Below are 18,673 nucleotides of genomic sequence, written 5' to 3' on the forward strand. Positions count from 1 at the left end.
GCGCGGCCCCTTTAGTTTGCATCGAGCAAGTGCGGCTTGAATGAGAACGCTGTTTCGGGCGGGGCGTTGGTGTCCAGGAGCTGGATATCCACCTGATCCAGGACCATGCGATCGGCCATGGCGTCCATCCAGACGGACGCAAGGCGAGGAAGGATGTGTTGCTCAAGGAAGCCGATCAGCGCGCGCGCCCCCGTTTGGTCCACCCGGCAGGCGGCGACGACATAGTCAACCACTTCCTGCCCGTAGGAAAGCCGGGCCTTCAAAGTTTCGGACATACGGCGCACCACGCGGTCCAGATGCAGACGCACAATGCTTGCCAGCGCGTCGCTGCGCAAGGGCGCATACGGCACCACGGTCAGGCGCCCGAGCAGCGCCGCCGGAAAGCGCGCCAGCAGCTCGGGTTCGATGGCCTGGCGCAAGCCGTCGAACGCGGGCGGCGCGTCCTCGTCACCACATAGCGTCGAAATCATGTCGCTTGCCACGTTGGTGGTCAGCAGGATGATGGTGTTCCGGAAGTCGATGTAGCGGCCGTCTCCGTCTTCCATGTAGCCCTTGTCGAACACCTGAAAGAAAAGCTCGTGCACATCGCTGTGCGCCTTTTCGACCTCGTCCAGCAGAATCACGGAGTAAGGCCGGCGCCGCACTGCCTCCGTGAGCACGCCTCCTTCGCCGTAGCCCACGTATCCGGGCGGCGCGCCACGCAGCCCCGAAACTGTATGGGACTCCTGGTATTCGCTCAGGTTGATGGAGATCAGGTTCTGTTCACCGCCGTAAAGGGCTTCCGCCAGCGCCAACGCGGTTTCGGTCTTGCCCACGCCGGACGGGCCCGCAAGCAGGAATACACCTTGTGGCTTTTGAGGATCGGACAGGCCGGCGCGCGCCGTGCGCACGCGCTGCACGATGCGCTCGATCGGCTGTTGCTGGCCTATCACTCGCGCATGCAGGGCGTCCTGGAGATTTCGCACAGCCGTGATCTCGTCCGTCAACATGCGTCCCACGGGAATGCCAGTCCAGTCGGCGACGATTTCCGCCACGGCGCTGTCGCCTACTTCCGGATGCACCAATGGGGTCTCGCCCTGCAGAGCGCGTAGCGCCTGGGCGGCCTCGGCCAGCGCGTTGGCGGATTCAGGCTCTGTGCCGTCCTGTGCGCCATTGAGCGCCATAGAACGCCGTTCAAGCAGCGCTTGAACACGATCTCGCTGTTCGCTCCAACGGCTTTCGATGGCCGACTTCTCTTCGCGCACCATCGCCATGCGCGCGTCGATTTCGGTCAGTTCGGCGGCGTTTCGCAGACCGACGGTAACTTCGGCGTTCAGCAGGTCACGTTCGGATTCCAGGGCCAGCATGCGCTGTTCGACGTGTTCCAGCATCTTGGGCGGCGCGTGCTGGGACAGGGCCACGCGGGCGCACGCGGTGTCCAGCAGGCTGATGGCCTTGTCGGGCAGCTGCCGAGTGGGCAGGTAACGCTGCGACAAGGTCACCGCTGCGCGCACGGCGTCGTCTCGCACCAGCACGCCATGATGGCGGGCGAAGCTGGGCACGAGGCCGCGCACCATCGCCACGGCCTGTTCCAGCTGCGGTTCGGCCACTTGCAGCATGTGGAACCGACGAGTCAGTGCGGGGTCTTTCTCGATGTAGCGCTTGTATTCCGCCCACGTGGTGGCGCCGATCACGCGCAAGTCGCCGCGCGCGAGCATGGGCTTGAGCAGGTTGGCCGCGTCGCCGGTGCCCGCCTGCCCTCCGGCGCCCACCAGCGTGTGCATTTCGTCGATGAACAGAATGGTCATCGACGTGGAGCGCTTGGCCGCTTCCAGGAGCCCCTTCAGGCGCGACTCGAATTCGCCCTTGACGCTGGCGCCGGCAAGCATGGCCCCGATGTCGACGTTCAGCACGCGCGCACCCGCCAGCATCGGCGGCACCGTGCCTTGCGCGATCGCCAGCGCCAGGCCTTCGACCACGGCGGTCTTGCCGACTCCCGCCTCGCCGGTCAGCAGCGGGTTGTTCTGGCGACGACGCATCAGCACGTCCACCATTGCGCGAATTTCGGTTTCTCGGCTTAGGACCGGATCCAGACCGCCGTCACGGGCGCGGGCAGTGAGGTCGGTGCAAAACTTCGTCAGCACGTCGTCCTGGCCCCCCGGGCCGCCGGGTGCGGCGCCTTCAGATCCCTGCCCCGATTCCGTGCCCGACGCCTCGGGCGATCCTTCGATCCAGGCGCGCAGCGGCACGGCCAGATCGTCCATCGGAATCTTGCGAAATTCGGGGGAAATGCCGAGCAGGACCCGCCGCAATTCGGGATCCGTGGCGAGCGCATGGACCAGCCAGGCCCCGCGAATGCGGGTGTCGTTGAATTGAAGCGTGGCGCTGATCCACGCACGTTCGACTGCGATTTCAACCTGGTATGAAAAATCGCTGACGGAGCCGGCGCCGCCCGGCAACGACGCCAACGCTTCGCGCAGGTGCAGGTCGATGATTTCAGGATCGGCTCCTGCGTGGCGCAGGATTCGTTGAAGATCGCCGTCAGACTGATTCAAGAGCTGGTGCAACCAATGGACCACTTCCACATAGGGATTACCGCGTAATTTGCAGAAAGCCGTTGCCGATTCCAGGCTCTGGAATGTTCTTTGATTGAGTTTTCCAAATAGGACGCGCCGAAGGATTGTCATTCGTCTTTTACAGGTTGGCCAAAGAAATCCTGCTGAGGCTAGCCAGCATCCATCAACGAAACAATCAGACTAGACAAATGCTTTATCGGACCGAACGACGTTATGTGCGCTTCTCTTCGTCGCTTTATCAAGCACCGCCTATCGTTCAATGCACCCGCATAAGTCTTGCGGCTCGCCATTTTCGAAATAGTCCTATTCCTTGTTTTCTTCCGGACCATAAGAATCGCACCGGCGATCGCGCCTTGTGTTCTTGATTCGTGCGTCGCCGCAGCACCGCCGGACCAACCTAAGCGGCGGTTTTCAGCCGCCCGACAGGTGGCCGGCATTATTTAATTCGCAGACAGGCAGAACCTCTGATTCATATGCATATGCATCCGCCCCGAATACGGCTCGGCATTTTGGATAGCCATCCCCTGATACTCAAAGGCCTTACCGCAATATTCGATAAGTGCATCGACATCGATGTGATCGGCGCGTGCGACGACAGCGTCGATTTGCTGAACACGATGAAGTCCACCCGCGTCGACGTCATACTGCTGGAGTACTTTCTGGACAGCTCAGACCAGGACGCGGCCGAGATCATTCCCATCCTTCGCCGGCGGCACCCGGGCACGCGCATCATCATTTTTTCCGCGTCGCAGGATCCCAGCATTGCGGCGTTGGCATTGCGGCTTGGCGCCCATGGCTTCGTCAGCAAGAACGCTCACGAGGACGTGCTTCTCAATGCGCTGCGTCGCGTTCATGCCGGGGGCCAGTTCATCGACCCGGCCATCCGGCACTTGCTGCCCGACAGCCTGTCGCCCATCTACCCTGTCGCTTCCCATGGCGACCACGCCGGCAAGCGCATCCAGGCGCTGCTGGATAGCGCAAAGCTTTCTCCCAGCGAACGCATCGTCGTCAAGACGTTCGTGTCGGGGATCAATGTGATGGAAATCGCGGCCCGCCTGCAGAAAAGTCCCAAGACGGTCAGCACGCAGAAAGCCGCCGCGTTCCGCAAGCTGGGCGTGTCTTCGGACAGCGGTTTGTTTCGTCTGATAAGCAGCACGTCAGAGCCGTACTGAACTGAACCAGGCCGTAGCGCCTTGATGCGCGTGAGGGTTACCCGCGCTGCGCGGCGCGGTCGGCTTTTTCTGGCTGCACCAGCACCGCGCCCTTGCGGCGCGTGAACTGCGCCAACGACATCAGCGCCAGCCCGTGCATGGCCGCCACTGCAGGAAGCATCGTTTCTTCCTTGCGCGTCAACACACCGACGATGCGTTCCACCACGGGCTCCGCCAAGGGCACGAAGACCAACCCGCTGCCAGCCGCCGGCCGCGCCAGGACTGGCAGGACCGTCACCCCAAGTCCACCCACCACGCTGGCCAATAGCGATGCGCGGTTGGACACCACGATCGCGGGATCGTCGATGGCGCTGCCCAGTTGACGGTTTTTCAGGGTTTCAAAGGTGGCGTTGCCGATCAGGCGCTCGTCGGCCAGCGCTTCCCATGGCACCGGGCCACGCCGACGCGCCAGCGCATGGCTCTTCCTGCAGACCAATCCGAAGGCGTCGCGCGCCACCGGCGTAAAGGCAACCTCGGCGGTGCGCGGCGCCTGCCCGGCCACGCCGACCTGCACTTCTCCAGACAGCACCAGACGGTGCACTTCGGGCGATGTTTCGTCCAGGGCGCGGATCCTGATGTCCGGGTGGCTGCGCGCGTAGCGCTCGAGCAGCCGCGGCAGCCATTCGTCAGCCAGCGAAGGCATGACGGCCAAGGACACGGGACCCTGGTTGCCCGTGCCGAACTGCCTGGCGGCGTCCAGCACGCGGTCATGCGTGGACAGCAGCTCCTGGAACAGTGGGGTGACCGCCACGCCCAGCGGGGTCAATTGGGCGCGCTTGCCCGGTTCGAACAGTGGTGCGCCAAGTTGCTGTTCGAGGTCTTGCATGGCGGCTGACACTGCCGCCTGCGACCGAAAGGTGCCCTGCGCGGCCGCCCGGAAGCTGCCGTGATCCGCGGCCAGCAGGAACTGCCGCAGGTGCTGGATCTTCAAGGACGTAGGCATGGTGCTGATGACTCTTAAATTCGGATTTCCCGAAATTAGCTTACGTTAATTTGGATTGTCAAAACTCGACAATGCGCCCAACAATGATCCCATCGTTTATCACTTTGGATCTGGAGCGCGGAATGTCTCTGCAAGTGCGCAAGGTAGTCAGTTACGTCGAAAAGACCCTTATTGAAGGCGGCCGCGCGGCCGAGCGCCCCCTTGTGATGATTGTGGCCGCCGCCGTCATCCGCAATCCTTGGGCCGGCCTGCCCTTTCAGGAGGACCTGCGACCGGGCATCCTCGAGGCCGCGCCGCCGCTGGGCGAACTGCTGGTGGGGGAAATCCTGCGGCAGGCCGGTTCGGCGGACAATATCGAGGCTTACGGCAAGGCCGCTGTGGTGGGCACCGCGGGCGAAGTCGAGCATGCCTCTGCGCTGATCCACACGCTGCGCTTCGGCAATGCCTATCGCAACGCCGTGGGCGGCACCAGCTACCTCAGCTTCACCAATATGCGTGGAGGGCCGGGCTGCGTGATTTCCGTGCCGCTGATGCACAAGCAGGACGAAGGCCTGCGTTCGCACTACCTGACGGTGCAGACCACCATCAATGATGCGCCGGCGCCGGATGAAATCGTGATTGCGCTGGGCGCGGCCACCTCCGGCCGTCCGCATCATCGTATCGGCAACCGCTATTCCGACCTGCAGGAACTGGCGCAAGAGGCAGAGGCAAAATGAGCGCGCAACGGCGGCGTTCCGGCCGCGGCGAACCTCTGGTCCTGTTGCACGGCGTCGGTCTGGACCACACGCTTTGGGATGACCTGGCGCCCCTGCTCGAGCCGGACTTCGACGTGCTGCGCTATGACCTGCTGGGCCATGGCGCGGCGCCCGCGTTGCGGGGCAAGGCTGACATCCAGGATTTCATCGCGCAACTGGACCAGGAGCTGGACGACGCCGGCTGGGGCGGCGCGAGCGTGCTGGGCTATTCCATGGGCGGCCTGATCGCTGGCGCCTACGCCGCAGCCCGGCCCCGGCGGGTCAACCGCCTGGTGCTGCTGAGCACGGTGTTCCGACGCACGGACGACGAGACCGCGGCCGTGCGCGCCCGGTTGGAGGCGGCGGCGACGCAGGACACGCAGGCGGCGGCCAAGGTATCGCTGGCGCGTTGGTTCACCCCGGCGTTCCAGGCTCGCCGCCCTGAGCGCGTGGCCCAGGTGGAACGGCGCCTGCTGGAGAATGATCGCGACAGCTTCCTGGCCGCCTATGCCCTGTTTGCTAATGGCGACTCGATCCTGGCGCAGGCCGCGCCGGATATTGCCTGCCCGGTGCTGGTCATGACGGGCGAACACGATGTTGGCTCGAACCCGCGCATGACGCGAGAGCTGGCAAGGGCCCTGCCCAAGGCATGCGCCCGCGTGGCGCCGGAGCAGCGGCATATGCTGCCGGTGGAGGAACCCGCCTCCGTGGCCGCCGCGATTCGAAGCTTTTTCCAGGCGCACTGCACGCAGGGCCAGGGCGCGCCAGCACAAACGCATACATAAACGCCGTAATCCCACACGTAACGGTTTACGCACACGCTCACACACACGCACACGCAAACGCAAACGCAAACGCAAACGCAAAAGCGCAACCCGGAATCGTCCACCGCATAGAGACGATGCGCGACAAACCCGCCGCCAGGCGGGGACGGAGACAAGAAACATGGACCGCAGAACCCTGATCAAGACCCTGGCGGCGCTGGCGCTCACGCCGCTGAGCGCCACCGCCGCCCGCCAGGCCGCCGCGCGCGAAGCGCCCTTGCGCGTCATCGTGCCCTTCCCGCCGGGCGGCGGCACGGACGTGCTGGGACGCGTCATCGCCGCGTCGCTGGAAGGCGCGCTGGAGCGTTCGGTGATCGTGGAGAACAAGCCCGGCGCCAGCGGCATGCTGGGTGCGGACTACACCGCCAACGGCGCGAAAGACGGCAGCATGCTGCTGTTCGCTGGCCTCGTGCCTTCGGTGCGCTATTACGCGCGTCCGCCGGAAGAGGTGCTGAAGCAACTAGCGCCGGTCTGCCCGATCGCCCGCTCGCCCTACATGGTGGCCGTCAACAGCGACCTGCCTGCGAAGACGCTGGGCGAACTGGTGTCCCAGGCCAAGCGCGAGCCCAAGGGGCTGACCTTTGGCACCCCGGGCAACGCCACGCCGCAGCACCTGGCGACCGAATTGCTGCAGGCCGCCTGCGGCATCGAGATGCTGCACGTGCCCTACCGGGGCACCGGCCCCATGATGACCGACCTGCTGGGTGGGCAGATCCAAGTGGTGGTGGCTACCGTGGCCGCCGTGGAACCCTATCTGAAGAGCGGCCGCCTGCGCGTGCTGGCGGTTACCAGCCCGCAGCGCCTGCCGAAGTATCCGGACATTCCGTCGGTGGCCGAAAGCGGCTTCCCCGGTTTCGCTGCGCAGATCCAGTTTGGCACGTATTGCGCGGCGGGCACGCCCGAAGCGACCATCGCCGCCTTGAACCAGGGCATCAATCGCGCCTTGAAAACCGAGGCCGTGCACGCCAAGCTGGCCGAACAGGGTTTCGAGCCCACCGGAGGCACGCCAGCGCAACTGCAGGACGCGTTGCTGGCGGAAATCCGCGACGTGGCGGGGCTGGTGCAGTCCGGCAAGGTCCGGGTAGACCTGTAAGGAAGCGTACGGCGGGTTGCGGACGGGTGCGGCGGCTAACTAGAATCGCGATTCGTCCCCAGCCGCCGGCCTTCCCATGCTCCGATTTCCCTCCGCCCTGACCGGCGCGCTGGCCCTGGCAGCGCTGCTTGCCTGCGGCGCGGCCCAAGCCGCCCGCGACGCGTGCCCGCAAGCCGCGGATATCGTCCGCGCCGTCTACCCGCAAGCGCCCGCTCCCGATGCCGAGGGCCGCGTGCGGCTGGGGCAGGACAACCTTGTCGTCCAGATTTCCGATGACGAATTCGGCGCTCCGTTTGCCGTGACCTGCAAGGCGTGGCCCGCGAACCCGAACCTGTTGCTGGCCGCCATACCGTTGGTACAGGACGGGCCGGACGATGCCGACGGCCACGACGGCGACCTGCAGATATTGGTGCTGGATCGCGCCACGCTCAACATGCTGCACGACCTGCGGCTTGAGGGACTGATGTCGGACGACGCCATCCGGGTGAGCGGCGTGTCATTCGACACCGCGCGTTACGACGTCGCGCCCGGCCGCCGCACCTTCGGCCTGCGGATTTCGCGCGAAGGCTCGTCGCGCGCCAACCCGTTCTCCGAGACCAGCCTGCGCCTTTTCGACATTGGCGCACAGCGGCTGGACATGGTGCTGGACGGCCTGATCGTCGATCGCTCCAGCGGCGAATGGGACACCAACTGCGCCGGCGAATTCACCGAACGCACCGTCAGCCTCGCCATGGACACCGCCCAGGCGCAAGGCCTGCGCGACATTGTCGCGACGGAGTCCTACGAATCCAGCCGATCGGCGGTGCAGCATGGCGACTGCGTCGAGAAGACCGTGGACAAGGGCAAGACGCCGCACACGCTGAAGTTCGACGGCCAGCGTTACCGGATCCCTGAATCGTTGCGTGCGCTGGACCGCGAAAACGCGGGGTAAGCCTGCCAGCCGCCCGGCCCCGGTCGGTCGCACGTGACCCGGTCGCCTCGGCCTCTCTTTCCGAGGCGGTAATCCATCACCCCGACGCATGTTCCTCGCGGCAGCGCGGGCGCCCGGCCGCTTGCGTTGGCCGTGACGGCCGAGGTAAATTGTTGACAATCTGATCCGCCGAATGCGGTTTTGCCGGTTTATTTCTTCAAATTCAGATTGAATTGTCGACACCATGAGCAAAGTGCTGACCCTGCCGGGCGCGCCGCCCGGCGATTCCGAAACGCTGTCGGACCACATCTTCCGCAAGATCCAGTCCGCCATCGTCAAGGGCGAGATCGCCCCGGGCAGCAAGATTTCCGAACCCGAACTGGCGCGCATCCATGGCGTCAGCCGCGGCCCGCTGCGCGAGGCCCTGCACCGGCTCGAAGGCCAGAAACTGTTGGTTCGCGTGCCACACGCGGGCGCGCGCGTCGTGTCCCTGTCGGTCCAGGAACTGTCCGAACTCTATGAAATCCGCGAATCGCTGGAAGGCATGGCCTGCCGGCTGGCCGCCGAGCGCATGCCGCCGTCGGAAGTCGCGGAATTGCGCGGCGTGCTGGAAGCGCACGAACGCGACGAGGCCTTCCAGGCCGGGCTGGGCTACTACCAGCAGGAAGGGGACTACGATTTCCATTACCGGATCGTCAAGGGCAGCGGCAACCAGATGCTGTTCCGCATGCTTTGCGACGAGCTCTACCAACTGGCGCGCATGTACCGCATCCAGTATTCGACAACGCCCAACCGCCCGCGGCAGGCTTACGCCGAGCATCACCGCATTCTGGACGCCATCGCGGACGGCGACGGCGAACTGGCCGAAATCCTGATGCGCCGGCACATCCGCGCATCCCGCATCAACATCGAACAACAGATCGCGCACAGCACCCAGCAGCGCACGGAGGCATGATGAACAAGTCGTACCGCAAGACCCTGCCCGGCACCCGCCTGGACTATTTCGACGCTCGCGCGGCCGTGGAGGCGATTTCGGCCGGCGCGTATGACGGCCTGCCCTATACCTCGCGCGTCCTGGCCGAGAACCTGGTGCGACGCTGCGATCCGGCGCTGCTGACCGACGCGCTCAAGCAGCTGATCGAGCGGCGCCGCGACCTGGACTTTCCGTGGTTTCCCGCGCGCGTTGTCTGTCATGACATCCTGGGCCAGACCGCGCTGGTCGACCTGGCGGGCCTGCGCGACGCCATCGCGGACAAGGGCGGCGACCCGGCCAAGGTCAATCCCGTCGTGCCGGTGCAGCTGATCGTCGACCATTCGCTGGCCGTGGAATACGACGGCAACGATCCCGACGCCTTCGCCAAGAACCGCGCCGTGGAAGACCGCCGCAACGAGGACCGCTTCCACTTCATCGACTGGACCAAAGAGGCCTTCGAGAACATCGAGGTCGTGCCGCCCGGCAACGGCATCATGCACCAGATCAACCTGGAACGGATGTCGCCCGTGATCTACACGCAGGACGGCGTGGCCTTCCCCGACACGCTGGTAGGCACCGACAGCCACACCCCGCACGTTGACGCGCTGGGCGTCATCGCCATCGGCGTGGGCGGACTGGAAGCCGAAAACGTCATGCTGGGCCGCGCGTCGTGGATGCGCCTGCCCGACATCGTCGGCGTCGAACTGGCGGGCCGCGCCCAGCCCGGCATCACCGCCACCGACATCGTGCTGACGCTGACCGAATTCCTGCGCAAGGAAAAGGTGGTGGGCGCCTACCTGGAGTTCTACGGCGAAGGCGCTTCCAGCCTGACGCTCGGCGACCGCGCCACCATCTCGAACATGGCGCCCGAGTATGGCGCCACGGCCGCGATGTTCTCGATCGACCAGCAGACCATCGACTACCTGCGCCTGACCGGCCGCGAAGACGAGCAGATCGCGCTGGTGGAAACCTACGCCAAGACGGCGGGCCTGTGGTCCGACAGCCTGAAGACCGCGCAATACGAGCGCGTGCTGCGCTTTGACCTGGCGACGGTCGTGCGCACGCTGGCCGGCCCGTCCAATCCGCATCGCCGCCTGCCGGTGTCGGACCTGGCCGAACGCGGCATTTCCGGCGTGGTGGAGAACCAGCCGGGCCTGATGCCCGACGGCGCCGTCATCATCGCGGCCATCACCAGCTGCACCAACACCAGCAATCCGCGCAACGTCATCGCGGCCGGCCTTCTGGCGCGCAACGCCAACCGCGCGGGCCTTGCGCGGAAACCCTGGGTCAAGAGCTCGCTGGCGCCGGGATCCAAGGCCGTGCAGCTTTACCTGGAAGAAGCAGGGTTGACCGAAGACCTGGAAAAGCTGGGCTTTGGCGTCGTGGCGTTCGCCTGTACCACGTGCAACGGCATGTCCGGCGCGCTGGACCCGACGATCCAGCAGGAAATCATCGACCGCGACCTCTACGCCACGGCCGTGCTGTCCGGCAACCGCAACTTCGACGGCCGCATCCATCCCTACGCCAAGCAGGCCTTCCTGGCGTCGCCGCCGCTCGTCGTGGCCTACGCCATCGCCGGCACCATCCGCTTTGACATCGAGCGCGACGTGCTGGGCGTGGCGGCCGACGGCCGCGAGATCCGCCTGAAGGACATCTGGCCCAGCGACGAAGAGATCGACGCCATGGTCAAGTCGGCGGTCAAGCCAGAGCAGTTCCGCAAGGTCTACGCCCCCATGTTCGGCATCAAGGACGATCGCAAGAGCGCCGTCAGCCCGCTTTACGACTGGCGCCCGCAAAGCACCTACATCCGCCGCCCGCCGTACTGGGAAGGCGCGCTGGCCGGCGAACGCACGCTGCGCGGCATGCTGCCGCTGGCCGTGCTGGGCGACAACATCACCACCGACCACCTGTCGCCGTCCAACGCGATCCTGCTGGACAGCGCCGCCGGCGAATACCTGGACAAGATGGGCCTGCCCGAAGAGGACTTCAACTCGTACGCCACGCACCGCGGCGACCACCTGACCGCGCAGCGAGCCACCTTCGCCAACCCCAAGCTCTTCAACGAAATGGTGAAGAACGCCGACGGCACGGTGAAGCAGGGGTCCTTGGCGCGCGTGGAGCCGGAAGGCAAGGTCATGCGCATGTGGGAAGCCATCGAGACCTACATGAACCGCAAGCAGCCGCTGATCATCGTGGCCGGCGCGGACTACGGCCAGGGCTCGTCGCGTGACTGGGCCGCCAAGGGCGTGCGCCTGGCCGGCGTGGAAGCCATCGTCGCCGAAGGCTTCGAGCGCATCCACCGCACCAACCTGATCGGCATGGGCGTGCTGCCGCTTGAGTTCAAGCCGGGCGTGAACCGCAAGACGCTGGACCTGGACGGCACCGAAAGCTACGACGTGATCGGCGAGCGCAAGCCGCGCGCGGACCTGACGCTGGTTATCCACCGCCGCAATGGCAGCACCGAGCAGGTGCCGGTGACCTGCCGCCTGGACACCGCCGAAGAAGTTTCGATCTACGACGCCGGCGGCGTGCTGCAACGTTTTGCGCAGGATTTCCTGGAAGCCGCGTCCGCCTCGGACGCCGGCAAGCTGGCCTGACCGGCGTTCCACTGACCGGCGGGCGCTTCGGCATCCGCCGCCCTATTCCGATATCTCAGGACTGTTCCATGGCACATGCTCCCCAAACCAAGATCACGGCCACCTACATGCGCGGCGGCACCAGCAAAGGCGTGTTCTTCAAACTGGATGACCTGCCGGAATCCGCGCGCGTCCCGGGCGCCGCGCGCGACGCGCTGCTCATGCGCGTGATCGGCAGCCCCGACCCCTACGGCAAGCAGATCGACGGCATGGGCGCCGCCACCTCCAGCACCAGCAAAACCGTCATCGTCGGCAAGAGCACTCGCCCCGACCATGACGTCGACTACCTGTTCGGCCAGGTATCCATCGACCAGCCCTTCGTGGACTGGAGCGGCAACTGCGGCAACCTGTCGGCAGCGGTCGGTCCCTTCGCCATCACCAACGGTTTGGTGGATCCGGCGCGCATTCCGCAGGACGGCGTCGCCGTGGTGCGAATCTGGCAGGCGAACATCCAGAAGACCATCATCGCGCACGTGCCCATGACCGGTGGCGAGGTGCAGGAAACCGGCGACTTCGAACTGGACGGCGTGACTTTCCCGGCCGCCGAACTGCAGCTGGAATTCATGAACCCGGCCGAGGAAGGCGATGGCGGATCCATGTTTCCCACCGGGAATCTGGTGGACAACCTGGAGGTGCCGGGCGTGGGCACCTTCAAGGCCACGATGATCAATTCCGGCATTCCCACCATCTTTCTGGAGGCCGACGCCCTGGGCTACACCGGCACGGAGCTTCAGGACGCCATCAACGGCGACGCCGCCGCGCTGGCGCGCTTCGAGACCATCCGCGCGCACGGCGCGGTGCGCATGGGCCTGATCAAGGACGTCTCGGAAGCCGCGGGCCGCCAGCACACGCCGAAGGTGGCGTTCGTTGCGCGCCCGACGGAATACGTGTCGTCCAGCGGCAAGAAGATCGGGACGGGCGACATCGACGTGCTGGTGCGCGCGCTGTCCATGGGCAAGCTGCACCACGCCATGATGGGCACGGCTTCGGTCGCCATCGCCACCGCGGCGGCCGTTCCCGGCACGCTGGTGAACCTGGCGGCGGGCGGCGGCGAACGCGACAACGTGTGCTTCGGACATCCGTCGGGCACCTTGCGCGTCGGGGCGCAGGCCCGGAAGGTCGACGGCGAATGGAAGGTCACCAAGGCCATCATGAGCCGCAGCGCACGCGTGCTGATGGAAGGCCGGGTGCACGTGCCGCGCGAGGGATTCTGACCCGAGCGCGGCCACGCCGCGCCCGGTTTTCCTGGTGTGTGGGCAGGGTTCCAGCAATTGCGAGCCGCGAGCAAAGGCTCGCAATTTTGTCTAACATGCCGCTCATGACGGGCCGAGCGCTGGACGCCACGCGCATCCGCCCCTATAATTTTCGTCTGTTGTCATTCATCACCGGCCCCGCCGACGCTTAACCGTCGGGGGCAACCGTCACACGGCTGCGTACAGCGGCCCGGCGCCAGCGCCGAAACACCCCAACCCAGCCCCAGGCTCCACCGCCGGCGGCTGCGGAACAACAACCTGCCTATCCGGCAGGACCATTGCTCACCGCATTGAGCCCCATCGACGCCCATGGCATTCGTGCCCCCGGCGCGTGGGACCCATGCCGCGGCAAGGCACCAATACGGTGTGTCTTGAATCTGTCCGCTCCGGGGCGCTATCCGCTGCCTGGAACGGACAGGCACGCGATCGCGCGCTCGGCACGCATATGTCCAGCGCGTGGTGCAAGGGTGTTTCGTCCTCGCCATGGGCAGGCCCGCCGCCCATCGCACCCCGCGGAATCGGCGCTTATGCAGCCACGGCTTCGGCCGCGCCACGGCTGTCGAGGAGTAAGGATCCCCAAGATGCAAGAGCCAGTTTTCTTCCAGTTGTCGGCTACCACAGCCATCCTGTTGCTCGCCGGTTTCTACGGCGCCACCTTTCTCATGTCGCTGTTCATCGGTGAAAAACATGAAAATGTCGACGGCTACATGGTGTCGAACAACGCGGTCGGCTTCGGCCTGTCGGCCGCCAGCATGATCGCCACCTGGATATGGGCGGCCTCGTTCTACGCCAGCGCCACCTCCGGCTACAAGTACGGCCTGTCAGGTCCGCTGCACTACGGTTTCTGGGGCGCCCTGATGATTCTCTTCATCTATCCCTTCGGCAAACGGTTCCGGCAACTGGCGCCCAAAGCGCACACCCTGGCCGAAGTGATTCATGCGCGCCATGGCACGTCCAGCCAGATGATCATGGCGGTGTCGAACATCGTGGGCAGCTGCATCAGCCTGATGGTGAACTTCACCGCGGCAGGGGCGCTGGTGTCCATCCTGAGTCCGTTGACGTTCATCCAGGGCGTGCTCATCGCCGGGCTGGGGGTGTTGTCCTACACCTTGTGGTCGGGATTTCGTACATCGGTCATGACGGACTTCGCGCAACTTGCAGCGATGATCATCGCCGCCGTGATCATCATCCCGCTGATCTTCTTCAACGCCGGCGGGCCCGACCTGCTGCAAGCCAACATGTGGCGCCTGGACAGCGAGCAGGCCGACTTCTATTCCACCAAGGCCATCCTCGAACAGGGCGCGCCGTACTTCGTGGCGGTGCTGGCCTATGCGATTGGAAACCAAACCATCGCACAGCGTCTGTTCGCCGTGCGCGAGGATCTGATCAAGCCCACCTTCCTGACCGCCACGATCGGCTATGGCGCCGTGGTGATCGGACTGGGCATGCTGGGCCTGCTGGCGCTGTTCGTCGGTCTGGAACCCGCTGGCGGGGACATGAACAACATCATCCCGCAGATGGCTTCCACCTATCTGCCGCCGTTCGGCATTGCGCTGTTTTTCCTGCTGGTCGTGGGCTCGCTTTCGTCTACCGCCGACTCCGACCTGGCGGCGCTGTCCGCCATCGTCATGACCGACGTCTACGCCAAGAACATCGCCCGCGGCCGTCCGGACCCGCGGCGCATGCTGTGGTGGGGCCGGGCCACCATGATCGTCGCCACGATGATCGGCGTCATTTTCGCGAGCCTGCGCCTGGACATCCTGGTCATGCTGGTCTTCGTCGGTGCGCTGTGGGGCGCCATCGTGTTCCCGGTGATCGCCAGCTTCTATTGGGACCGCGTCGACAACCGCGCCTTCGTCAGCGCCGTCCTGGCCGCGGTTCTGCTGTTTGCGGTCGTGCGCTTTGAACTGCTGCCGATCTCCGGCGCGCTTGCCGTGTTCTTCGAGATCTGCTCGGCCATCGGTGGCGGCGTGGTGCTGGGCCTGATGGCGTTCGGCTTCTTCGGGCGCGTCGTCGCCATCGTCGTCGGCGCCATCGGCACGGCGGTCATGCTGCCCGCCTTCATCGGCAATCTGCGCGACTACATCGTGCTGATGGGGTCGCTGACGGCCTACGGCGTCAGCGCCAGCGTGTGCGTGGCCTTGAGCCTGCGCAACCGGGAACGTTTCGACTTCGGCCTGCTGAGCGAACGCGTCACCTCCTTCCAACGCGCGCAGGCTGGCGAAACGCACGCGCCGCCTCAGGCGGTCGCGTCGGCCAAGGCCTGAGCCCCGCCCCCCTTCACACCAGGAGATGGATATGTTGTTGACCGCTTACTTTCTTGTCTGGCCGGCTGTTTCGGCCGCGATTCTGGCGATCCTGTGCGTCACGTTGTGGCGAGACCTGCGCGCGGCAAAGCGCAGCGGGAAGGCCATGATCTGAGGCTCGGCGCTCGAGCGCCGCAGGGGGCCACCGCATTGCTGAATCAAGGCGTGGAAGGCGCGCTTCCCATCACCTTCAGCACCGCCGCACCCGTCGCGAGCGCACGACCCGCGACGCTCAATTCGCCTTGCATGAACACCAGGCTGGACGTCGCGCGCACCACCCGTCCGCGCACTTCCAGGAACTGGCCTGCACGCGCCGCGGCCAGGAAGTGCGTGTCCAACTGCACGGTCACGCAGGTGCGGCGGCCCAGCGCTTCCCACGCAATGGCGCTCAGCCCGTGGTCCAGCAGCGACGTGAGCAATCCGCCGTGCACCACGCCCGCCGGGTTCAGGTGATTGGCGTCCGCCATGAGTCCGTAGGCCCAGCCTTCCGCTTCCTTGCGCACGTACAGCGGGCCGATCAGGCCCGCGAATCCAGGCAGGTCTCTCTTGCGCCATCCTTGGGGCACGGCCGGTGTAGGCGCGGCGGACTCAGGCGCGACCGACTCAGGCGCGGCCGGTTCAGCCGAGGCCGGATCAGGCAAGACGGGATCGACGTCGGATTGCGCATTCATCGGCTCAGTTCCTTGCCGCCAGCAGTTGCGATAACCCGGTTGCCTCGGCTTGCAGTTCCCGCGCAAGCGAATCGACGCGCGCCGCGTCCAGCTGTTCGGCCAGGCCCGCCGCCACCAGCGCGTGCGTCAGCCGTTTGTGGCTGTCGAACACGGGCACGGCGATGACGACGACGCCGTTGATGTAGTTGTTCCGATCCAGGCTGTAGCCCTGGCGGCGCACGTCATCGACGTCGGCTTTCCATGCTGAAAACTCGGGCGCCTGATCCCAGCGCAGGGCCTTGAACCGGCGCTCCAGTTCCTTTTCCGACAAGTCCGCAAAGGCGGCCACCAGACGGCCCGTCGCGCTGATCAGCGCGGGAAAGCGGCTGCCCACGTCCACATGCAAACGGAACGGCGCATTGGAACGAGACAGCGCCAGCACCACCATGTGATCGCTGCCCGAGACTTCGACGCCGATGGCCGTGACGCTGGCGGCGTTGGCGATCCTGTCCAGCACCGGCTGCGCCAGCGCAGGAAAGGGATTGCTTTCGATCACGCTGCGCGCCAGCGTCAGCATGCCCACGCCCAGGCTGTAGCGCTTGGCGCCGGTATCGACCTTTACCAGCCCCTCCTCGACCAGGACACGAAGAATGTGCAGGCAGGTGCTGGTCACCATGCCCAGCTCCTGCGATATCGCCTTCAGCGTCATGGGTTCGCCGCCCTTGCCCAACAGACGCAGGATCGCGATGGACCGCGTCACGGCCGGAACCGGCCGAACGCGGGGGCCGGCGGCTGCCGCGACTTCCGGGGTACTGGTTTCACTCATCGGGTTCTCCGTTTTTATTGCGGCAAGCATACCTTGCACAGCCGCCAAAGCCAGGGTTTCGCCCACACCGTAATTGTATATATACAATTCATAAACGCCATTGACAATTTATTTGGCGGCGCGCATAGTCGCTTCAACAGGTTGCCGACCCACACAGGTGCGACGAAATGACGAAGCTGACCGAAACCCTTTCCTACGCGGACGCCCAGGCGCTCTGCTCGCCGGAAAAGCTCTGGGAGCTTTTCGATGGCGACCGCGAATACATGAACATCGCCCACGAATGCATCGACCGGCATGCGCACAAGACGCAGCCCGCGATCATCCTGGTCCGCGCAGCCGGTGGGGACGAGGCGTACTCCTTCCGCTACATTGCCGAGGAATCCTCGCGCTTCGCGCACTACCTGGTTGAGCAGGGCATCCAGCCCGGGGACCGCGTGGCCGTGATGCTGGAACCCTCCCTTCCCTTCTACGTGGCCATGTTCGGCGCCATGAAGATGGGCGCCATCGCCGTGCCGCTTTTCACGCTGTTCGGGCCGGACGGCATCCGCCTGCGGGTTCAGGACTGCCAGCCGCGCATGCTGGTCACCAACGCCGAAAAGGCGCCGCTGGCCGCCGGTGGCGACGACATGCGCGTCGTCATTGCCGACGACGCGTTCATCGGGACGCTGGGCGGTTACCCGACCCGGTACGACTGCCGGACGCGCGCCGACGACCTGGCGATCTTCCAGTACACGTCCGGCACCACCCGCGAACTGCCCGATGCCGTCAAGCACACGCACCGCGCATTGGTGACGCTGATGCTGGCGGCGTTGTACGGCACCGGCGTGCGCCCCGGCGACCGCTTCATGTGCCCGTCGTCGCCCGCCTGGGGCCACGGCCTGTGGCACGGCACGCTGGCGCCGCTTGCCATGGGCGTGACCATCGGCGCCTATGCCGGCAAGTTCAATGCCGAACGCCTGCTGCAGGCTCTGCAGGATCACGGCTTCAACAACATCTCGGCCGCCGCCACGCACTACCGGATGATGCGCAACAGCGGCGCGGCGGATCGCTATCGCTACAAACTGGACAAGGTGTCCTTCACCGGCGAACCGATAGACAGCGAGACGTCGGCTTTCGTGGAAGCGACCTTCGGCCGGCCCGTCTGCAGCATGTACGGCACCACCGAAATCGGCGTGTGCCTGGTGAACTACCCCGGCGCCCCGGATTTCAAGGTCAAGGCCGGCTCGCTGGGAAAACCGGTGCCCGGACTGCGCGTGCAAGTCCAGGACGCCCAAGGCCAGCCCTGCGCGCCCGGCGAAACCGGCGAACTGAAGCTGTGGCGCCGCGACGCCTGGGTAGCCACCAAGGACTTGGGACGCGTCGACGAGGACGGCTATTTCTGGCATGGCGGCCGCGCCGACGACGTCATCATTTCGGCCGGCTGGACCATGAGCGCCGTTGAAATCGAAGACGCCATCCTGAAGCACCGCGACGTGGCCGAGGCCGCCGCGATCGGCGTGCCCGACCCCTTGCGCGGCCAGGTGGTCAAGGCCTTCGTGGTGTCGGCCCGCGCCGGCGACGACGCCTTCGTCGAGGAAATCCAGGACGCCGTGCGCAGCCGCCTGGCGCAGCACGAGTACCCGCGGCAGGTGGTGTTCGTATCTGAACTGCCCAAGACACCCGCCGGAAAGATCCATCGCAGGAAATTGCGCGAGCAAGAACTGGCAACCGCCCAACCGGCGTCCGCCGGCGCCGCGCACGCCTAACTACCCCCAGGAGA

At 65.5% G+C, this 18,673-nt stretch carries 15 protein-coding genes; 11 read left to right on the forward strand and 4 right to left on the reverse strand.

Features of this window, described 5'->3' with window-relative positions; translation table 11 throughout:
• Positions 1-11 precede the first annotated feature (11 nt).
• Positions 12-2,666 (reverse strand): type VI secretion system ATPase TssH, encoded by a 2,655-nt coding sequence (gene tssH, locus RT614_RS17575; RefSeq protein WP_313623412.1) that lies wholly within the window; start codon positions 2,664-2,666, stop codon positions 12-14.
• A 398-nt stretch (positions 2,667-3,064) separates the two neighbouring features.
• Here tssH and RT614_RS17580 point away from each other — a divergent pair, with 398 nt between their 5' ends.
• Positions 3,065-3,727 (forward strand): response regulator transcription factor, encoded by a 663-nt coding sequence (locus RT614_RS17580; protein WP_313623413.1) that lies wholly within the window; start codon positions 3,065-3,067, stop codon positions 3,725-3,727.
• Positions 3,728-3,764: 37 nt separating this feature from the next.
• On the opposite strand, the gene RT614_RS17585 is transcribed toward RT614_RS17580, so the two are convergent.
• Positions 3,765-4,709: a LysR family transcriptional regulator gene (locus RT614_RS17585; protein ID WP_313623414.1), complete on the reverse strand. Its 945-nt coding sequence runs from the start codon at positions 4,707-4,709 to the stop codon at positions 3,765-3,767.
• Positions 4,710-4,831: 122 nt separating this feature from the next.
• On the opposite strand from RT614_RS17585, the gene RT614_RS17590 reads away from it, so the two are divergent.
• The 9 genes from RT614_RS17590 (at position 4,832) to RT614_RS17630 (ending at position 15,553) form a co-directional block, all read left to right on the forward strand.
• Positions 4,832-5,425 carry an amino acid synthesis family protein gene (locus tag RT614_RS17590; protein WP_313623415.1) on the forward strand — a complete coding sequence of 198 codons (594 nt, stop codon included), beginning with the start codon at positions 4,832-4,834 and terminating at the stop codon, positions 5,423-5,425.
• Entirely contained in the window at positions 5,422-6,228 is an 807-nt protein-coding gene (locus RT614_RS17595) for an alpha/beta fold hydrolase (RefSeq protein WP_313623416.1), read from the forward strand. Before RT614_RS17590 ends, RT614_RS17595 begins: the two co-directional genes overlap by 4 nt.
• A gap of 160 nt (positions 6,229-6,388) precedes the next feature.
• Positions 6,389-7,360, forward strand: a complete 972-nt coding sequence (locus RT614_RS17600) for a tripartite tricarboxylate transporter substrate-binding protein (RefSeq protein WP_313623417.1) — start codon at positions 6,389-6,391, stop codon at positions 7,358-7,360.
• Positions 7,361-7,436: 76 nt separating this feature from the next.
• Positions 7,437-8,291, forward strand: coding sequence for a hypothetical protein (locus tag RT614_RS17605; RefSeq protein WP_313623418.1), 855 nt, complete (start codon positions 7,437-7,439; stop codon positions 8,289-8,291).
• 223 nt (positions 8,292-8,514) lie between these two features.
• Positions 8,515-9,225 (forward strand): GntR family transcriptional regulator, encoded by a 711-nt coding sequence (locus RT614_RS17610; protein ID WP_313623419.1) that lies wholly within the window; start codon positions 8,515-8,517, stop codon positions 9,223-9,225.
• Complete coding sequence (gene acnD, locus RT614_RS17615) at positions 9,225-11,840, forward strand: Fe/S-dependent 2-methylisocitrate dehydratase AcnD (RefSeq protein ID WP_313623520.1); 2,616 nt, start codon at positions 9,225-9,227, stop codon at positions 11,838-11,840. The genes RT614_RS17610 and acnD overlap by 1 nt, the downstream gene beginning before the upstream one ends.
• 68 nt (positions 11,841-11,908) lie before the next feature.
• Entirely contained in the window at positions 11,909-13,093 is a 1,185-nt protein-coding gene (prpF, locus tag RT614_RS17620) for a 2-methylaconitate cis-trans isomerase PrpF (RefSeq protein ID WP_313623420.1), read from the forward strand.
• A gap of 620 nt (positions 13,094-13,713) precedes the next feature.
• The gene (locus RT614_RS17625; RefSeq protein WP_313623421.1) at positions 13,714-15,399 is read left to right on the forward strand and encodes a sodium:solute symporter family protein; all 1,686 of its coding nucleotides are present in this window, start codon (positions 13,714-13,716) and stop codon (positions 15,397-15,399) included.
• 31 nt (positions 15,400-15,430) lie between these two features.
• Complete coding sequence (locus RT614_RS17630; RefSeq protein WP_313623422.1) at positions 15,431-15,553, forward strand: putative transporter small subunit; 123 nt, start codon at positions 15,431-15,433, stop codon at positions 15,551-15,553.
• Between the two features lie 43 nt (positions 15,554-15,596).
• On the opposite strand, the gene RT614_RS17635 is transcribed toward RT614_RS17630, so the two are convergent.
• Positions 15,597-16,109, reverse strand: a complete 513-nt coding sequence (locus tag RT614_RS17635; RefSeq protein ID WP_313623423.1) for a PaaI family thioesterase — start codon at positions 16,107-16,109, stop codon at positions 15,597-15,599.
• 4 nt (positions 16,110-16,113) lie between these two features.
• Entirely contained in the window at positions 16,114-16,914 is an 801-nt protein-coding gene (locus RT614_RS17640) for an IclR family transcriptional regulator (RefSeq protein WP_313623424.1), read from the reverse strand.
• A gap of 167 nt (positions 16,915-17,081) precedes the next feature.
• Between RT614_RS17640 and RT614_RS17645 the strand changes: the two genes are divergently transcribed.
• Positions 17,082-18,659 carry an acyl-CoA synthetase gene (locus tag RT614_RS17645; RefSeq protein WP_313623425.1) on the forward strand — a complete coding sequence of 526 codons (1,578 nt, stop codon included), beginning with the start codon at positions 17,082-17,084 and terminating at the stop codon, positions 18,657-18,659.
• Positions 18,660-18,673 lie beyond the last annotated feature (14 nt).

This window comes from Achromobacter sp. (genome assembly GCF_032102605.1).
Taxonomy (GTDB): Bacteria; Pseudomonadota; Gammaproteobacteria; order Burkholderiales; family Burkholderiaceae_B; genus Achromobacter.